The organism is Streptomyces sp. NPDC045695, assembly GCF_056432025.1.
This window is the reverse complement of the sequence record NZ_JBWKJU010000010.1, coordinates 137,680-154,453: the sequence shown is the minus strand read 5'-3', so window position 1 is coordinate 154,453 and position 16,774 is coordinate 137,680. Positions and strand designations below refer to the sequence as shown.

General features: G+C 73.2%; 16 protein-coding genes. 3 read left to right on the top strand and 13 right to left on the bottom strand.

The genetic code is table 11. The features are described 5' to 3' along the window. Window positions 1-2 precede the first annotated feature (2 nt). From AC07DU_RS19410 to AC07DU_RS19375, 8 genes are all read right to left on the bottom strand, one after another. The gene (locus AC07DU_RS19410; RefSeq protein WP_479112559.1) at window positions 3-830 is read right to left on the bottom strand and encodes an enoyl-CoA hydratase family protein; all 828 of its coding nucleotides are present in this window, start codon (window positions 828-830) and stop codon (window positions 3-5) included. A 95-nt stretch (window positions 831-925) separates the two neighbouring features. Further along, on the bottom strand, window positions 926-1,948 hold the full coding sequence (gene argF, locus AC07DU_RS19405) for an ornithine carbamoyltransferase (RefSeq protein ID WP_360897707.1): 1,023 nt from the start codon (window positions 1,946-1,948) through the stop codon (window positions 926-928). A 143-nt stretch (window positions 1,949-2,091) separates the two neighbouring features. Continuing rightward, window positions 2,092-3,321 carry an arginine deiminase gene (locus tag AC07DU_RS19400; protein WP_453370383.1) on the bottom strand — a complete coding sequence of 410 codons (1,230 nt, stop codon included), beginning with the start codon at window positions 3,319-3,321 and terminating at the stop codon, window positions 2,092-2,094. Window positions 3,322-3,367: 46 nt separating this feature from the next. Beyond that, window positions 3,368-3,880, bottom strand: a complete 513-nt coding sequence (locus AC07DU_RS19395) for a hypothetical protein (RefSeq protein WP_360897711.1) — start codon at window positions 3,878-3,880, stop codon at window positions 3,368-3,370. A gap of 140 nt (window positions 3,881-4,020) precedes the next feature. Further along, entirely contained in the window at window positions 4,021-6,576 is a 2,556-nt protein-coding gene (locus AC07DU_RS19390) for a polynucleotide kinase-phosphatase (protein WP_479112557.1), read from the bottom strand. After that, window positions 6,573-8,111, bottom strand: a complete 1,539-nt coding sequence (locus AC07DU_RS19385) for a 3' terminal RNA ribose 2'-O-methyltransferase Hen1 (protein ID WP_479112555.1) — start codon at window positions 8,109-8,111, stop codon at window positions 6,573-6,575. The genes AC07DU_RS19390 and AC07DU_RS19385 overlap by 4 nt, the downstream gene beginning before the upstream one ends. Before the next feature lie 38 nt (window positions 8,112-8,149). Beyond that, window positions 8,150-9,049 (bottom strand): homocysteine S-methyltransferase, encoded by a 900-nt coding sequence (mmuM, locus tag AC07DU_RS19380; RefSeq protein WP_479112553.1) that lies wholly within the window; start codon window positions 9,047-9,049, stop codon window positions 8,150-8,152. Window positions 9,050-9,066: 17 nt separating this feature from the next. Beyond that, window positions 9,067-9,990: an LLM class F420-dependent oxidoreductase gene (locus tag AC07DU_RS19375; RefSeq protein WP_361940139.1), complete on the bottom strand. Its 924-nt coding sequence runs from the start codon at window positions 9,988-9,990 to the stop codon at window positions 9,067-9,069. Between the two features lie 203 nt (window positions 9,991-10,193). Here AC07DU_RS19375 and AC07DU_RS19370 point away from each other — a divergent pair, with 203 nt between their 5' ends. Further along, window positions 10,194-10,448 carry a hypothetical protein gene (locus AC07DU_RS19370; protein ID WP_360897786.1) on the top strand — a complete coding sequence of 85 codons (255 nt, stop codon included), beginning with the start codon at window positions 10,194-10,196 and terminating at the stop codon, window positions 10,446-10,448. A 139-nt stretch (window positions 10,449-10,587) separates the two neighbouring features. Here AC07DU_RS19370 and AC07DU_RS19365 read toward each other — a convergent pair whose 3' ends face one another. From AC07DU_RS19365 to AC07DU_RS19350, 4 genes are all read right to left on the bottom strand, one after another. After that, entirely contained in the window at window positions 10,588-11,073 is a 486-nt protein-coding gene (locus tag AC07DU_RS19365; RefSeq protein WP_360897722.1) for a DUF6099 family protein, read from the bottom strand. 123 nt (window positions 11,074-11,196) lie between these two features. Next, window positions 11,197-11,586 (bottom strand): nucleotide pyrophosphohydrolase, encoded by a 390-nt coding sequence (locus tag AC07DU_RS19360; protein ID WP_453370376.1) that lies wholly within the window; start codon window positions 11,584-11,586, stop codon window positions 11,197-11,199. Next, entirely contained in the window at window positions 11,583-12,890 is a 1,308-nt protein-coding gene (locus AC07DU_RS19355) for an AAA family ATPase (RefSeq protein ID WP_479112550.1), read from the bottom strand. The genes AC07DU_RS19360 and AC07DU_RS19355 overlap by 4 nt, the downstream gene beginning before the upstream one ends. Before the next feature lie 67 nt (window positions 12,891-12,957). After that, complete coding sequence (locus AC07DU_RS19350; protein ID WP_150259984.1) at window positions 12,958-13,353, bottom strand: cell division protein SepF; 396 nt, start codon at window positions 13,351-13,353, stop codon at window positions 12,958-12,960. Between the two features lie 162 nt (window positions 13,354-13,515). On the opposite strand from AC07DU_RS19350, the gene AC07DU_RS19345 reads away from it, so the two are divergent. Together AC07DU_RS19345 and AC07DU_RS19340 are read left to right on the top strand one after the other, a co-directional pair. Further along, on the top strand, window positions 13,516-14,223 hold the full coding sequence (locus AC07DU_RS19345; RefSeq protein WP_479112548.1) for a DUF2470 domain-containing protein: 708 nt from the start codon (window positions 13,516-13,518) through the stop codon (window positions 14,221-14,223). A gap of 80 nt (window positions 14,224-14,303) precedes the next feature. Continuing rightward, window positions 14,304-15,224 carry an NADP-dependent oxidoreductase gene (locus AC07DU_RS19340; RefSeq protein ID WP_453370373.1) on the top strand — a complete coding sequence of 307 codons (921 nt, stop codon included), beginning with the start codon at window positions 14,304-14,306 and terminating at the stop codon, window positions 15,222-15,224. A gap of 11 nt (window positions 15,225-15,235) precedes the next feature. On the opposite strand, the gene AC07DU_RS19335 is transcribed toward AC07DU_RS19340, so the two are convergent. Then, the gene (locus tag AC07DU_RS19335) at window positions 15,236-16,576 is read right to left on the bottom strand and encodes an LLM class flavin-dependent oxidoreductase (protein WP_479032203.1); all 1,341 of its coding nucleotides are present in this window, start codon (window positions 16,574-16,576) and stop codon (window positions 15,236-15,238) included. Window positions 16,577-16,774 lie beyond the last annotated feature (198 nt).

Sequence of the window (16,774 nt, the reverse complement as noted above, 5' to 3'; positions counted from 1 at the left end):
CGCTACCTGCCCTTCCACTGCGGCGGCCGCTTCCCGGTGAAGGCCGCGTGGAACTCCGCGTAGTCCTCGCCGTGCATGAGCAGGGCCTGGGTGGCGGCGTCCAGTTCCACCGACGCGGCCAGCGGCATGTCGAGCTCGGCGGTGAGCAGCGCCTTGGTCTGGGCGTAGGCGAGGGCGGGGCCCGCCGCCAGTTGGGCGGCGAGTTCGGCGGCCCGTACGTGGGCCTTGCCCTCGTCGGTGAGTTCGCTGATCAGGCCGATCCGCTCGGCCTCGGACGCGCGTACGGGCTCTCCGAGCATGAGCAGCCGGGTGGCGTGGCCGAGGCCGACGACCCGGGGCAGCAGGTAGGCGGCGCCCATGTCCCCGCCGGAGAGGCCGACGCGGGTGAAGAGGAAGGCGAAGCGGGCGCTGGGGTCGGCGATGCGGAAGTCGGCGGCGAGCGCGAGGACGGCGCCCGCCCCGGCGGCCACCCCGTGCACGGCGGCGATCACGGGGAAGGGGCATTCGCGCAGGGCGCGCACCACCTGGCCGGTCATCCGGTTGAAGTCGAGCAGCTGGGCGGTGTCCATGGCGAGGGTGGCGCCGATGATCTCGTCCACGTCCCCGCCGGAGCAGAAGCCGCGCCCCTCACCGCCCAGCACGAGGGCGCGTACGGAACGCTCACGGGACAGTTCGGCCAGCAGATCACGCAGGTCGGCGTAGGCGCCGAAGGTGAGCGCGTTCAGCTTCTCGGGGCGGTCGAAGGTGACGGTGGCGACGCCGTCCTGGCGGGTGATCCGCAGGTGCTGCCACTGTTCGGTCGAGGCTGTGGAACCGGTGAAGGGGCTCACACGATCGACGGTATCACCAGATCCTGACTACCGTCACAGAAGCGCGACACATGGGCTCGGCGACCGCGCGGCGGACCCGCGCGGCCGACGCATGACTATGCGTCACTCCGGCGGCCGGGCCGGGCGAGCGTGGCGACGAGCACGGCCTTGATGGTGTGCAGCCGGTTCTCGGCCTCGTCGAAGACGATGGAGTGCTCGGACTCGAACACTTCGTCCGTCACCTCCAGGGAGTCGAGCCCGTGCCGCTCGTGGATCTCCCGGGCCACCTGGGTGCCCAGGTCGTGGAAGGCGGGCAGGCAGTGCATGAACTTCACGTCCGGGTTCCCGGTGGCGCGCAGCACGTCCATGGTCACGGCGTACGGGGACAGGGCCGCGATCCGCTCGTCCCAGACCTCCTTCGGCTCCCCCATGGACACCCAGATGTCGGTCACGACGAAGTCCGCCTGGGCGACGCCCTCGGCGACCTCCTCGGTCAGGGTGATCCGCGCGCCGCTCTCCGCCGCGAGCGAGCGGGCCGCGGCCACCACGGCCTCGGCCGGCCAGTAGGCCCTGGGGGCGACGATCCGTACGTCCATGCCCAGCAGCGCCCCGGTCACGAGGTAGGAGTTGCCCATGTTGAAGCGGGCGTCGCCGAGGTAGGCGAAGGCGATCCGGTCCAACGGCTTGGCGCTGTGCTCGGTCATGGTGAGCAGGTCGGCCAGCATCTGGGTGGGGTGCCAGTCGTCGGTGAGGCCGTTGAAGACGGGGACGCCGGAGTGGCGGGCGAGCTCCTCGACGGCCTGCTGGCTGTCCCCCCGGTACTCGATCGCGTCGAACATCCGGCCGAGTACCCGCGCGGTGTCGCGGACCGACTCCTTGTGGCCCATCTGGGAGCCGGCGGGGTCGAGGTAGGTGGTGTGGGCGCCCTGGTCCGCGGCGGCGACCTCGAAGGCGCAGCGGGTCCGGGTCGAGGTCTTCTCGAAGATCAGCGCGATGTTGCGGCCCTGGAGCAGGCGCTGCTCGGCCCCCGCCTTCTTGGCCGCCTTCAGGTCGGCGGCGAGCTCGATCAGGCCGCGGAACTCGGCGGCCGTGAAGTCCAGCTCCTTGAGAAAACTACGGCCTGCGAGGTCGGTGGCCATGGGGTCGCTCCAGCGTCACGGTGACAGGGGGTGGTGGAAGTCTATACGACGCTCCGTATTGATATACGGAGCCCCTCCCCTGCCCGCGCTCTGCGTCCCGCGGCGCCCGCCGCGCCCCGCCCGGCCCGCCCCGCCCCGCCCGTCTACGTCACCGCGTCCCGCTCCACCGGGCAGCTCATACAGCGCGGCCCGCCCCGGCCCCGGCCCAGCTCGCTGCCCGGGATCTCGATCACCTCGATGCCCTGCTTGCGCAGGTGCGTGTTGGTCGTCACGTTCCGCTCGTAGGCGACCACCACGCCCGGCTCCACGGCCAGCACGTTGCACCCGTCGTCCCACTGCTCGCGCTCCGCCGAGTGCACGTCCTGCGTCGCGGTCAGCACCCGGATCGAGTCCAGGCCGAGCGCCGCCGCGATGGCCCGGTGCATGTGCTCCGCCGGATGGTCGGTCACCTTCAGCTCCTGCGGCCCGTCTCCCGGCCCGATCGTGTAGGAGGGGAGCATCCCCAGCCCCGCGTACTGAGTGAACGTATCTCCGTCCACCATCGTCATCACCGTGTCCAGGTGCATGAAGGCGCGCCGCTTGGGCATGTGCAGCGCCACGATGGAGGTCGCCGACCCGGCGGCGAACAGGCCCCGCGCCAGCATCTCCACCGCCTGCGGCGTGGTCCGCTCGCTCATCCCGATGAGCACCGCGCCGTTGCCGAGGACCAGCACGTCCCCGCCCTCGATGGTCGACGGGTAGTCCGCCTGCCCCTGCGACCAGTAGTGGAAGGCCCCGCTGGTGGTGAAGAGCGGATGGTGCTTGTAGATCGCCTCGAAGTGGACGGTCTCGCGCTGCCGGGCCGGCCAGCGCATCGCGTTGATGGACACCCCGTCGTAGATCCAGGCGGAGGTGTCCCGGGTGAACAGGTGGTTGGGCAGGGGCCGCAGCAGGAAGCCGTCCAGCTCCAGGGCGTGGAAGCGCACCGACACCGGCTCGGCGTGCCGCTCCAGGAACTCCCGCTTGGTCATTCCGCCGACCAGCGCCTGCGCCAGCTCGGCCGAGGACAGCCCGTCGAAGACCGACCGCAGGTGGTCGGTGGCGAGCGGCCCGTACTCCTTCTCGTCGAAGACCCGGTCCAGTACGAGGTGTCTCGCCTCGGGGATCTCCAGGGCCTCGCACAACAGGTCCCCGAAGAGGTGGACCTCCACGCCCCGGTCCCGCAGCACGTCCGCGAAGCCGTCGTGCTCCTGGCGGGCCCGGCGCACCCACAGCACGTCGTCGAAGAGGAGCGCGTCCTTGTTGCTCGGTGTGAGCCGCTTCAGCTCCAGGTCGGGCCGGTGGAGGATGACGCGGCGAAGCCGCCCGGTCTCGGAGTCGACATGGAATCCCATGCCGTACACATTCCCAGACCGGACGGCTCTGTGAGGTGGGGTCTGCTCAGCGGGGCATGGCGAGGCCCAGGAGCGCCTCCGGGGCACCGGTGATTTCCGGGGCGATCAGACCCAGTTCGGGCGACTTCAGGTTGGGCACTCCGGAGTTGGAGGCGTCCGGCATGGTCAGCAGGCCGCCGGCGACCAGGCCGGGGGTCCGGGTGAGCAGGTCGGTGGCCGGAGCCTCCAGCGAGCCCTCGCCGTCCGTCTTCGGCTCGCCCAGCAGGTTCGGCACCGGGGTGGTGACGAGCGTGTTGCCGAGCTCCGTACCGATCGGGAGCACCGGGAGCAGAGGGGTCGGGAGCATGTCCCCCTTGTGGAAGCGGGGCGCCTCCGGCGCTCCGACGACCGGAATCGGCACCCCGGTGGCCAGGCGCGGGGTGTCCACGCCCAGCGTGGTCTTCACGGCGTCCAGCGGGACACCGACCGGCACCGAGTCGGCCACGGCCGGGGTGGCCGCGCCGGCCGCGGCCATACAGGTCATGAGTGCCGCAATGCTTCCGCGCGCGGTCATCTTCATAGGTGACGTTCCGTCCTTCCAGGGTCGCGGACATTCCGCTGCCTTGGTTGAACGATCCCGCTGGTGGGTTTCCCGGAGTTCTCCGCGAAAGTTCCCCCATACGACCTAATTACGGGCCGTACGGGGGTGTCCGCTTTACTTCACAGCCGCGGGTCGACCGGCTCCGACTCCAGCGCCAGCACCGCGAAGACGGCCTCGTGCACCCGCCACAGCGGCTCGCCGGCCGCCAGCCGGTCCAGCGCCTCCAGCCCGAGCGCGTACTCGCGCAGGGCGAGCGAGCGCTTGTGCCCGAGGAAGCGGTCCCGCAGCCGCTCCAGGTGGTCCGGACGGGTGTACTCCGGACCGTAGACGATCCTCAGGTACTCGCGTCCGCGCACCTTCACCCCGGGCTGCACGAGACGGCCCTTGCCGTCCCGGGCGTACGCCTGGAGCGGCTTGACGACCATGCCCTCGCCGCCGGCGGCCGTCAGCTCCAGCCACCAGTCGGTGCCCGCCCGTACGGAGTCCTCGTCGGCGGTGTCCACCAGGACGCGGCCGGTGCGGCGCAGCAGTCCGGTTCCGGCCGCCTCGTCCGCGGCGCACAGCCGGTCCAGCCAGAACAGCTGCTCGTCGTGCGGTACCGCGGCCAGCGACCGGCCGGCCGCCGCCAGCAGCTGGAACGGCGCGAACCGTACGCCGTCCAGGCCGTCGGTGCTCCAGCAGTAGCGGCGGTAGGCCTCGGTGAAGGCGGCCGCGTCGGCGGCCCGGCCGCGCTGGCGCTCCAGCAGCTCGCCGGTGTCGACGCCCCGGGCCGCGGCCGCCTCCAGAGCGGCGAGGGCGCCGGGGAAGACGGCGCCGGAGGCCGCGCCCACGGCGGCGTACTGGTTGCGCAGCAGGCCGGCGGACTTCAGGGACCAGGGCAGCAGTTCCCCGTCGAGCAGCAGCCAGTCCGTGCCGAGCTCCTCCCACAGACCGGCGTCGGTGACCGCAGCGCGCAGCCTGGTGAGGATCTCCTCGGTGACGTCGGCGTCCTTGAAGAAGGGCCGCCCGGTGCGGGTGTAGACGCAGCCGGTCGGACCCTCCACTCCGAAGCGCTCGCGCGCCGCGTCGGCGTCCTTGCAGACCAGGACGGTGGCGCGGGAGCCCATGTGCTTCTCCTCGCACACCACCTGGGCGACGCCGTCCTTGCGGTACTGGGCGAAGGCCTCGGCGGGGTGCTCCAAGTAGCCCTCCTCGCGGGAGGTCGCGGTCGGCGCCATGGTCGGCGGCAGGTACGGGACCAGCCGCGGGTCCACCGCGAAGCGGCTCATGACCTCCAGGGCCGCGGCGGCGTTCTCCTCGCGCACGGTGACGTGGCCCAGGTGCCGTGTCTCCACGACCCGGCGCCCGTGCACGTCGGCCAGGTCCAGCGGGCGGCCGTCCTGGCCGCCGGGCGCCTCGGCGGCGAGCGGCTTGACCGGCTCGTACCAGACCTTCTCGGCCGGTACGTCGACCAGTTCGCGCTCCGGCCAGCGCAGGGCGGTCATCCTGCCGCCGAAGACGGCGCCGGTGTCGAGGCAGATGGTGTTGTTGATCCAGGTGGTGTCCGGGACGGGGGTGTGGCCGTAGACCACGACGGCCTTGCCGCGGTAGTCCTCGGCCCACGGGTAGCGCACGGGCAGGCCGAACTCGTCCGTCTCGCCGGTGGTCTCCCCGTACAGGGCGTGCGAGCGGACCCGGCCGGAGGTGCGGCCGTGGTACTTCTCGGGCAGGCCGGCGTGGCAGACCACCAGCTTGCCGCCGTCCAGGACGTAGTGGCTGACGAGGCCGCGGATGAACTCCCGTACCTCCTGGACGAACTCCTCCGGTTCCCCCGCCAGCTGCTCGATGGTCTCGGCGAGGCCGTGGGTCTGCTGGACCTTGGAACCCTTGAGGTGGCGGCCGAGCTTGTTCTCGTGGTTCCCCGGCACGCACAGGGCGTTGCCGGACTTGACCATGCCCATGACGCGGCGCAGGACGCCCGGGCTGTCGGGGCCGCGGTCGACGAGGTCGCCCACGAAGACGGCGGTGCGGCCGTCGGGGTGGACGCCGTCCTCGTAGCCGAGCTTGGCGAGGAGCGTCTCCAGCTCGGAGGAACAGCCGTGGATGTCACCGACGATGTCGAAGGGACCGGTGAGGTGCCTGAGGTCGTTGAACCGCTTCTCCAGGACGACTTCGGCGTTCTCGGCCTCCTCCACGGAGCGCAGCACGTGGACCTTGCGGAAGCCCTCGCGCTCCAGGCCGCGCAGCGAGCGCCGCAGGTCGCGGCGGTGCCGCTGGATGACGGCGCGGGGCAGACCGGCCCGCTCGGGGCGGCCCGCGTTGCGCTCGGCGCAGACCTCCTCGGGCATGTCCAGGACGATCGCGATGGGCAGCACGTCGTGCTCGCGGGCGAGCTGGACCAGTGCGCGGCGGGCGTCGGCCTGGACGCTGGTGGCGTCGACGACGGTGAGACGGCCGGCGGCGAGGCGCTTGCCCGCGATGTAGTGCAGGACGTCGAAGGCGTCCCGGCTGGCGCTCTGGTCGTTCTCGTCGTCCGAGACCAGGCCCCGGCAGTAGTCGGAGGAGATGACCTCGGTGGGCTTGAAGTGCTTGCGGGCGAAGGTGGACTTGCCCGATCCGGTGGCGCCGATCAGGACGACGAGGGACAGGTCGGTGACGGGAAGGGCGCGCGTACGGTGGGTCTCGGTGCCGGTCATGCTGCCTCGCCCTCCTTCGGGGTGTGGGTGTCCGCGCGGGTGTCGGTGTCCGCGCGGGTGTCGTCGTCGGAGCGGGTGTCGGTGCTGTCGGTCTGGGTGAAGACGGCCATCTGCGTCGGCGGTCCGACCTCGGGGTCGTCGTCCCCGACGGGGACGTACTCGACCTGGTAGCCGTGCCGTCGCGCGACCGCCCCGGCCCAGGCGCGGAACTCCTCGCGGGTCCATTCGAAGCGGTGGTCGCCGTGGCGGGCGTGCCCGGCGGGCAGGGTCTCCCAGCGGACGTTGTACTCGACGTTGGGGGTGGTGACCAGGACCGTACGGGGGCGGGCCGAGCCGAACACCGCGTACTCCAGGGCGGGCAGCCGCTCCGGGTCCAGGTGCTCGACGACCTCGCTGAGCACGGCCGCGTCGTAGCCGGCCAGCCGCTTGTCGGTGTAGGCGAGCGAGCCCTGCTGGAGCGTGACGCGCGCGGCCTGACGCTCGCCCAGCCGCTCCAGCCGCAGCCGCCTGGCGGCGAGGTGCAGGGCCCGCACGGACACGTCCATGCCGACGATCTCGGTGAAGGCCGCGTCCTTGAGCAGGGCCTGTACCAGGTGCCCCTGGCCGCAGCCGAGGTCCAGGACCCGGGCGGCGCCGACGGCGCGCAGGGCGGTGAGGATGGCGTCGCGGCGCTGCACGGCGAGCGGCAGGGACCGCTCTGCGGGCTCCTCGACGTCGTCCGGCCCCGCGACGGCGTTGTCGAGCTCCTCGATCTCGCTGCCGTCGGCCTCGGCGAGGCGGACCAGTTCCAGGCGCTCGACGGCGTCCTGGGTCAGCCGCTTGTGGCGGGCCAGGTAGCGGGAGCTGATCAGCCCGTTCTCGGGGTGGGTGGCGAGCCAGCCGTCTCCGGCGCGCAACAGCTTGTCGACCTCGTCGGGGGCGATCCAGTAGTGCTTGGAGTCGTCGAGCACGGGCAGCAGCACGTACAGCTGCCGCAGGGCGTCCGCGAGGCGCAGGGTGCCCTCCAGTACGAGCCGTACGTAGCGGGAGTCCCCCCACTCGGGGAACTGCTCGTCGAGCGGTACAGGCTCGGCCTGTACGAGGTCCCAGCCGAGCGGGTCGAACAGCCGGTGCACGAGGCCCGCGCCGCCCCGTGCGGGCAGCACGGGAATCTCGACGCGCAGCGCCAGCGGCTGCTCCGCCAGGTCCGGGCGCAGGGCGCACCGGCCCTTGAGCGCGGTGCGGAACACCCCGCTGAGGGCCACGGCGAGCAGCGAGGACGCGGCGTACGGGCGGTCGTTGACGTACTGCGCGAGCGCGGTGTCGGGCGCCGCCCCCCGGCCCTTGCCCCGGCCGCGCCGCACGAGCGCGACGGGGTCCACCTCCAGCAGCAGGGCCGCGGTGCACCGCTCGGCCGTGGCCTCGGGGTAGAACACGTGGGCGGTGCCGTAGGAGGTGGAGAACGCCTGCGTCTTCCCGGGATGCTTGTGCAGCAGGTGGCCCAGGTCGGTGGCGGGTCGTTCGGGGGAGCCGGTGGTGGAGATCGTCAGGAACACACGCCCGATTGTTGCTGGTCACCCGGCCCGTATGCGCCCTATTTTCCGGCGGCCCGATCGCCGGGCGGCCGGGCCGCGAGCTGCGCGATGTGGTCCGGGCCGATGCGGCAGCAGCCGCCGATGAGGCGGGCGCCGGCGCGGTGCCAGGCGGCGGTGGGCCAGGGGGCGGGAGCCGCGGGGGTGTGCCAGGTGCCGGTGGCGGCGTCCCAGACGGAGCCGTCGTTGGGGTAGGCGACGAGCGGTTTGCGGGTGACGGCGGCGGCCGCTTCGAGGGCGGGCAGGACCTCCGCGGGATCGCAGCAGTTGACGCCGACCGCGATGATCTCCGGGGCCCGGGCGACGAGGGCGAAGGCCTCGGGCAGGGGCGCGCCGGAGCGGGTGCGGCCGTCGGCGACGGTGTAGCTCAGCCAGGCCCGGGCGCCGGTGTCCGCGAGGACGGTGAGCAGGGCCTCGGCCTCGTCCGGATCGGGGACGGTCTCCACGGCCAGGACGTCGGGGCCCGCGGCGAGCAGGGCCTCGACGCGGGGGCGGTGGAAGGCGGCGAGCTCGCGGACGCTCAGGCCGTACCGGCCGCGGTACTCCGAGCCGTCCGCGAGCACCGCCCCGTACGGGCCCACGGAGGCGGCCACCCACACCTCGTGGTCGGCGGTCTCGGCGGCGCGGGCGGCCAGGGCGACGCTGCGGTGCAGCAGGGCGGTGGCCCGGGGGTGGCCGCGGCCCACCTGGTAGCTCGCGGTGATCAGTACCTCGGCGCCGGCCCGGGCGTACGCCGTGTGGGCGGCCTGCACCTGGTCCGGGCGCTCGTCGAGCACCCGGCCCGTCCACAGGGCGCCGGACAGGTCGCAGCCCTGGGCGGCGAGCTGGTTGCTCAGCCCGCCGTCCAGGAGTACGGCCCGGCGGGCCAGGGCTTCGGCCAGCGGGCCGGACGCACGCGGCATCGGGGGTCCCTCCTTCGTCAGCCGAGCTGGGAGAGCACCTGGGCGGAGATCAGCTCCAGGTGGTCCAGGTCGTCGAGGTCGAGGAGCTGGAGGTAGACGCGGGAGGAGCCGGTGGCGGCGTAGGCGCCGATCTTCTCGACGACCTCGGCCGGGGAACCGGCCAGGCCGTTGGCCTTGAGCTCGTCCACGTCCCGGCCGATGGCGGCGGCCCGCCGGGCCACCTCGGCGTCGTCCTTGCCCACGCACACCACGAGGGCGTTGGAGTAGACGAGGTCGTCGGGCTTGCGGCCGGCTTCCTCGGCCGCCTGCCGGACCCGGCCGAACTGGCGCTCGCTGTCGGCGATCGAGGCGAACGGCATGTTGAACTCGTCGGCGTACCGGGCGGCGAGCCGCGGGGTGCGCCGGGCGCCGTGGCCTCCGATGAGGACGGGGACCTTGGCCTGGGCGGGCTTGGGGAGCGCGGGCGAGTTCTCCACCCGGTAGTGGCTGCCCTCGTAGTCGAAGGTGGCGCCGGGCGCGGTGGCCCACAGGCCGGTGACGATGGCGAGCTGTTCCTCCAGCCGCGCCATCCGGTCCGCCGGGAAGGGGATCCCGTACGCCGTGTGCTCCTCCTCGAACCAGCCCGCTCCCAGGCCGAGTTCGATGCGGCCCCCGGACATCTGGTCGACCTGGGCCACCTGGATGGCGAGGACGCCGGGCAGCCGGAAGGTGCCGGCCGTCATCAGGGTGCCGAGGCGGATCCGCCGGGTCTCGCGGGCCAGGCCGGCGAGGGTGATCCAGGCGTCGGTGGGTCCGGGCAGGCCGTCGGAGGACCCCATCCGCAGGTAGTGGTCGGAGCGGAAGAACGCGTCGAAGCCGAGGTCCTCGGTGGCCTTGGCGACGGTCAGGAGGGTGTCGTAGCTCGCGCCCTGCTGGGGCTCGGTGAAAATGCGAAGATCCATGCCCCCATCCTGCCCTTCCCGCGCCGGCAGGGTGAATCCTCGTCAACCGGACGTGTCCGGCGCCGGGCCCGCCAGTGACCAGCCCGGACGGGGATCGTTGGCCCGGGCGGAGCCGGACCGCCCGGCCCGCGTGCCGGCGGCCTCTCGCCGATGCGTCCACCGCCCCCTTCCGCCTCGGAAGGGCCAGGGCCGAGGAGGCCGCCATGTCCCACGAGGCCGTGCCGCAGACCCCGCGACAGAACGCGACGACCGGACAGGCAGCACACGCCCACGCGGGCCAGGAGCCCGCGGTACCCGCGCAGGCCGGCGGCGCGCCGAAGGGCCTTCTGCAGCAGATGGAAGAGCTGATGGCGGCGCTGAACGCCGACCTCTCGCAGCTCGACGCCGATCTGCAGTCCTCCGCCGAGCGCGCCCCGGTCAGCCCGGAGAGCGAGCGCCCGTCCTACCGGCCGTCCTGACCCAGCGGGTCCCATCGCGCACGACGGGACCCGGACCACAGCACCGCGCCGTCGCACCCGCCCCGTCCCACGCCCGTCCGCCCCGCGCCGTCGCAACCCGGCACCGTCGCAACCCCGCGCCGTCCGGGGGCGCCCCGCCTCAGGCCACGCCCGAGGCGGATCCCCGCTCGCTGACCGTCATCCGGCGCAGGATCGCCCGGACCCGGTCGCTCGACTCGTCGGCGGCGTCGATCGACTCTATGCACTGCCAGTAGAGGGACTCGTCGTCCGTCCCGCAGGCCACCCCGACCAGGGCTATTCCCACTTCGCCCAGCAGTGCCTGGAGTCCGAGCAGCGCCTGCCGGACGTCCGACACCTCGCTCAACTGCGCGGCCCGCGGCGGGTATTCGGGCGTACTGCCCTCGCCGCGCAGGGCCGCCCGGTCGAGCACCCCGCAGCCTCTGCCTCCCGCTTCCCCCAGTCCCCGTGCCTCCGATCTGAGCTCCGGCGGCCCGGTGACCGCCAGATAGCCCCCTATGCCCTGCGCGAGCGCCTGGGCCTGCCAGGCCTCGCCCACGATGTCCCACGCAGCCCCACTCTGTGCCAGCGCGTGCCGGCCGGCCGCGATGAGCCGTACCGCATCCATCTGCCGTCCCCCGTCCGCACGACATCCCGCTCTCCTCACCACTACCCAGAGTGAGGGCAATGACTCAGTAAAGCCAGGGGTATTCGGAAAATGTGGACAGAATCGTGATGACGGACGAGCCCCTCACTCCGAAGAGTGACGATCCGAGGCCGACCCGCCCGGCACGGGGAAGCGGAGTTCGTTCCTCTCGATCTTCGCGGCGAGCGCGTCCAGCACATCCACCCCGAGGACCTCACAGAACTGCAGCAGGTACGCGAGCACGTCCGCGACCTCATCGGCCACGCGATGGGCGGATTCCGGCTTCTCCATGACCTTCGCCGACTGTTCCGGCGTCAGCCATTGGAAGATCTCGACCAGTTCGGACGCCTCCACGCTCAGCGCCACCGCCAGGTTCTTGGGCGTGTGGTACGGCTCCCAGCCGCGCGCCGCCGCGAAGTCCGCGAGCCGGCGCTGCAGTCGGTCCAGCCGTTCCTCGGGCCGCCGTTCGGGCGGCTGCTCCTGCGTCTCGTTCATGCGGTCAGGTCTACCACCGCCGCGCCGGGCAGGCGCCGGGCGGCCGCCGCGGTCCGCTCCCCCACCGCCGCCACCAGCCGGATGTGGCCGCGGCCGCAGGACAGCAGGGCCAGGCGCAGCAGCTCGTCGCTCTGGCGCCGGTCCAGGCCGCGGTCGAAGCCGTCGGCCAGGACCGTCAGCGCCTGCTGCGCGGAGGGCAGTTCGGCGGCCGGGTCCATGGCCAGCACGCCCGGCCCGGTCAGCAGGACCAGCGCCAGCGCGAGGAAGCGCAGCTCGCCCCCGCCGAGGCGGGCCAGTTCGGTGGCGGGCCGGGCGGGCCCCCGGTCCAGTACCGCCGTGACCGGGCCGCCCGCGGGCTGCCGTACGTCCAGCCCCTCGACGGGCCCCGCGCAGCCGGTACGGGCCGCCTCGGCCAGCAGCATGTGGCGGGTGCCGCATTCGTGGCGGGTCCGGCGCAGTACGTCGGCCAGGTTGGCGCAGTCGCCCAGCAGCCGCCCCGTCCCCGGCGCGGCCGGCCCGCGCATCCGGTCCGGGCGGGGGTCGCAGGGGAACACCGAGCGCAGGGCCACCACCACCTGCTCGGCGGCGGCCAGCACCTGGCGCTGCCCGGCCGTGGCCCCGGCGACGCGGAGCGGGAGCAGCGCCGTACCGAGCCGGTCGTCGGGCAGCGGGGCCCTGGTGACGCCGACGGCGCCGCCGGTCAGCCAGGCGGCCTGCACCGAGCGCCGGGCGGGGTCGCGCAGGGCGGTGGCGAGGAGGATCTGCCCGTCCTGCGAGAGCCGTTCGCCGACGATCCGCAGCGTGGGCTCGGCCTGGACGGCGAGGTCGAGCCGGACCGGACCGGCGGGCCCGTCGACCGTGCAGCCGAGGCGGAATCCGCGCCGCCGCTGCGCGTCGGGGACCGCCCGGTCCGGGATGCGGGAGCGCGGGTCGGGGAAAGCCTCCTCCAGCGCGGCGCCGGAACCCAGCCCGGCCAGCGCCTCGTAGGCGGCCAGGGCCTGTGACTTGCCGCTGCCGCTCGGCCCGGCGAAGAGGGTGAGGGGACCGAGCGGGAAGACCGCCGACCGGTGCGGCCCGAAGGCGGACAGCCGCAGCTCGGTGAGCACGGGCCGGTGCTGCGGGGCGCTCGGCGCCGGGGCGGGGGCCGGGGCGGGTGCGGGCCGGGCGTGCGCCGCGGCGGGCGCGGACCGGGCGACCGGGGCGTCGGCGGGCCCGGCCTGCGCCGGGACGGTGGGGGTGTCGGCTAACGCGGCGGCGACGGTGGCGGCGGAGCGCACAGCCGCCTCGTCCAGGGTGGCGTCCATGCGCGGGACGGTACGGGCCGCCGGGCCCCCCGTGGGCCGGGCGAACCGTTCCCGCGCCGGGACCTTCCTACGATCGGGGGACGGCCGCGGCCGCGATTCCCTCGACCTCGGTCCCCACCGGGGCGAGCAGGAAGACGTTGCGGTCCACCCGGTGCATCCCGCTGCCCAGCCCGAAGACCACGCCGCTGCTGAAGTCCAGGATCCGCTTCGCCACTTCGCTGTCCGCGCCGGTGAGGTCGAGCAGCACCGGGATCTGGGCGATCAGGTACTCCGCCACCTCCCGCGCGTCCGCGAAGATCTGAACCCTGATCACCACGAAGCGCCGCTGCTCCGCCGTCGACGCTCCGGGCGCCGTGGGAATCGTGCGGTGGTCCACCCGGGAGGGCCACTCGTTGCGACTGCGCAGGGGGACCACCTGCGCGAGCCCCTCCCACTGTTCGTCCGTGACGTCGTACCTGCTCACCGGGCCGCCTCGGCCGTGCGCTTCATGTGCATCCCCCCATCCTCTCGCGTTTCACCCGTTCAGCCCAACAACGACACGAACACGCCGGGTACTCGCGGAGAGCGAGATGAGTTAGGTTAGGCATGCCTAAGTTATTCGGACGAGGGAGAGATCCTCATGCGCATGTCCGGTGCTCCTGCCACCGCGGCCGCACGGCCCACCGACGCCGAGCGGATCCGATCGGTCCTGACCGCCGCCCACTCCATGACCGTGGTCGTCGACGGACTCCGCACGGAGGTCCGCCACCTCGACGGCACGGACCCGATGGGCCGCCTGCACCTGCACCCCGCCGAGCCCGGCGGCGCGGACGACCGCCTGCCCGCGATCCGGCTGGAGTTCACCGACGTGGCGCCCACCCCGGTACGGGACCGGGTGCGCGCCCGCGTCACCCTGCTGGGCCGCCTGCTCACCCCGTACGCCGAGGCGGCCGACTCCGCCGGATCCACATGCGTGGAATTCGACCGGGCCGTCCTAAAGACCCCGGACGGCCTCGCGCACGTCGGCCTCGAAGAGCTGGACGCGGCCCTCCCGGACCCGCTCGCCCCGTACGAGGCGGGCATGCTCACGCACCTCCTCGACGACCACCCCGACCTTGTCACACTGCTGTTGCGCCTGATCCAGCCGCTGCCCACCGCCTCCGTCGTGCGCGCGCTGCCGGTGGCCATGGACCGGTACGGGATCACCCTGCGCCTGGAGGAACGGCGCGGCCACCGCGACGTACGACTGCCCTTCCCCTCGACCCTCGACGACGTCGACCAGTCGGGCGCGCAGATCCAGGCGCTCTTCAGCGCGGCCCGGCGGCGCTCGCACCGCAACACGCTGCCGGCCTGAGCGTGGCCGCAGAGGGTGGAGCCGGTGCGCGGGCCGGGTGCGGGCGGAATAGGGTCCGTCCGGCCCGTGTTGGGGCGATCATGAAGGCCATTACATACAGCGCATACGGAACTCCCCAGACGCTCACGCTCGTTGACGTACCGCAGCCCAAGGTGGGACCGGGTGAGGTCCTCGTCCGGGTCAGGGCAGCCGGCGTCAACCCGGTGGACTGGAAGCTCGCCGCCGGGTGGCTCGACCCGATCCTCGAAGTCCGCTACCCCGTCATACCGGGCTGGGACGTCGCCGGCGTCGTCGAGGCGGTCGGCCCGGACACCTTCGACTTCGCCGTCGGCGACGAGGTGTACGGCTACGTCCGCAAGGAGTGGGTGGAGCTCGGCACCTACGCCGAACTGGTCAGCGCCCCGGTCCGCACCCTCGCGCACAAGCCCCGCGAGCTGAGCTTCGAGCAGGCCGCCGGTATCCCGCTCGCGGGCCTGACCGCGTACCAGTCGCTCACCCGCGTGAACCTCAAGGCGGGCGAGACGGTCGTCATCCACTCCGCGGCGGGCGGCACCGGCTCCTTCGGCGTGCAGATCGCGGTCGCGCTCGGCCTGCGCGTCATCGGCACGGCGGGCGCGCACAACCACGACTACCTGCGCTCGCTCGGCGCCGAACCCGTCCTGTACGGGGAGGGGCTGGCGGACCGCATCCGCGAACTGGCGCCCGAGGGCGTCGACGCGGGGCTCGACTTCTACGGGGACGGCGCCGTCGAGATCCTCCAGTCACTGGTCAAGGAGCGCGACCGGGTCGTCTCCATCGCCGACTACGAGGCGGCCTCCAAGGGCGCCCACCAGCTGTGGGTACGTCCGGACACCGCCGACCTGACCTTCCTGGCGGAGCTGGCCGACGCCGGCCGGCTCACGGTCAACGTGGAACACGCGCTGCCCCTCGCCGAGGCGGCCAGGGCCTGGGAGCTGAGCGCCGCGGGCCGCACCCGCGGCAAGATCGTCCTGACGGTCTGAGGACCCGGACGTCATACGGCTCCCCGCGTGTAGCGGCCGGCCGGGCGCGGCAGGCCGTAGTGCTCCCGCAGGGTGCGGCCGGTGTACTCGGTGCGGAAGAGGCCGCGGCGCTGGAGGATCGGCACGACGTGGTCGACGAAGTCGGTCAGGCCGGTGGGCAGGACCGGCGCCATGATGTTGAAACCGTCGGCGGCGCCGTTCTCGAACCACTCCTGGAGCTGGTCGGCGATCTGCTCGGGGGTGCCCGCGAAGGTGCGGTGGCCGCGGCCGGCGCCGAGGCGGGCGATCAGCTCGCGCAGGGTGAGGCCGTCGCGGCGGGCGAGTTCGGCGACCAGGGTGAAGCGGCTCTTGTTGCCGTTGATGTCCCGCTCTTCGGGCAGTTCGGGGAGCGGGCCGTCCAGGGGCAGGCCGCTGAGGTCCACGTTGAGCATGCCGGAGAGCTGGGCGAGACCGTACTCCGGCACCTGGAGGTCGGTGAGCTCCTGCTCCAGGGCCCGCGCCTCGGCCTCGGTGGAACCGATGACGGGTGCGATGCCGGGCAGGACGAGGAGGTCGCCCTCGGCGCGGCCGTAGCGGGCGAGGCGGGACTTGAGGTCCTTGTAGAAGGTCTGGCCGTCGGACAGGGTCTGCTGGGCGGTGAAGACGGCCTCGGCGTACTGGGCGGCGAACTCCTTGCCGTCCTCGGAGGAACCGGCCTGCACGAGCAGCGGGTGGCCCTGGGGGGCGCGCGGGACGTTGAGCGGGCCGGCCACGCCGAAGTGCTCGCCGCGGTGGGCGGCGGGGTGCAGTTTGTCGGTGTCGGCGTAGATGCCGCGCTCCTTGTCGAGGACGATCGCGTCGTCCTCCCAGCTGTCCCAGAGCTTGGTGGCGACGTCGAGGAACTCGCGGGCGCGGTCGTAGCGGAGGCCGTGGGCCAGGTGCTCCTCGCGGTTGAAGTTGCGGGCCTCGTCGAGGCTGCCGGAGGTGACGATGTTCCAGCCGGCGCGGCCACTGCTGATGTGGTCGAGGGAGGCGAACTTCCGGGCCAGGTTGTACGGCTCGTTGAAGGTGGTGGAGACGGTGGCGATGAGGCCGATGCGCGAGGTGACGGCGGCGATGGCCGAGAGCAGGGTGAGGGGCTCGAAGCCGCCGAGGGCGTTGTAGCGGGCCTTGCCCCAGAGGGCGACTCCGTCGGCGAAGAAGATGGAGTCGAGTTTGCCGCGTTCGGCGGTCAGGGCGAGTTCCTGGAAGTACCGGACGTCGGTGATCCGCTCGGGCTGGCTGGCGGGGTGGCGCCAGGCGGCGTCGTGGTGGCCGGCGTTCATGAGGAAGGCGTTGAGGTGGAGGGTGCGGGGGGTCTGGGGGGTGGTCATGTCTGCTCCTTGGGGCCGGTGGGTGGGCGGGGGCGGGTGGTTGTGGGCGGAGGGCTCCGCCGGTTGCTTCGGGGGGCGGGGTCGGCTGCGCCGGAGCCGGGCTGCGGGGCCCGTCGCGCCGGAGCCGGGCTGCGGGGCCGGTTGCGCCGGGGCCGGGCGCGCGCCGGGGTGTCTCCTCGGGCGCCGAACGGTTCGGGG

Bases quoted from the DNA above. Each gene is read 5' to 3' on its own strand.
- argF (WP_360897707.1), bottom strand. From the start codon at position 1,948: ATGGCCACCGACCTCGCAGGCCGTAGTTTTCTCAAGGAGCTGGACTTC.
- AC07DU_RS19400 (WP_453370383.1), bottom strand. From the start codon at position 3,321: ATGGGATTCCATGTCGACTCCGAGACCGGGCGGCTTCGCCGCGTCATC.
- AC07DU_RS19395 (WP_360897711.1), bottom strand. From the start codon at position 3,880: ATGAAGATGACCGCGCGCGGAAGCATTGCGGCACTCATGACCTGTATG.
- AC07DU_RS19390 (WP_479112557.1), bottom strand. From the start codon at position 6,576: ATGACCGGCACCGAGACCCACCGTACGCGCGCCCTTCCCGTCACCGAC.
- mmuM (WP_479112553.1), bottom strand. From the start codon at position 9,049: ATGCCGCGTGCGTCCGGCCCGCTGGCCGAAGCCCTGGCCCGCCGGGCC.
- AC07DU_RS19375 (WP_361940139.1), bottom strand. From the start codon at position 9,990: ATGGATCTTCGCATTTTCACCGAGCCCCAGCAGGGCGCGAGCTACGAC.
- AC07DU_RS19370 (WP_360897786.1), top strand. From the start codon at position 10,194: ATGTCCCACGAGGCCGTGCCGCAGACCCCGCGACAGAACGCGACGACC.
- AC07DU_RS19365 (WP_360897722.1), bottom strand. From the start codon at position 11,073: ATGGATGCGGTACGGCTCATCGCGGCCGGCCGGCACGCGCTGGCACAG.
- AC07DU_RS19360 (WP_453370376.1), bottom strand. From the start codon at position 11,586: ATGAACGAGACGCAGGAGCAGCCGCCCGAACGGCGGCCCGAGGAACGG.
- AC07DU_RS19355 (WP_479112550.1), bottom strand. From the start codon at position 12,890: ATGGACGCCACCCTGGACGAGGCGGCTGTGCGCTCCGCCGCCACCGTC.
- AC07DU_RS19345 (WP_479112548.1), top strand. From the start codon at position 13,516: ATGTCCGGTGCTCCTGCCACCGCGGCCGCACGGCCCACCGACGCCGAG.
- AC07DU_RS19340 (WP_453370373.1), top strand. From the start codon at position 14,304: ATGAAGGCCATTACATACAGCGCATACGGAACTCCCCAGACGCTCACG.
- AC07DU_RS19335 (WP_479032203.1), bottom strand. From the start codon at position 16,576: ATGACCACCCCCCAGACCCCCCGCACCCTCCACCTCAACGCCTTCCTC.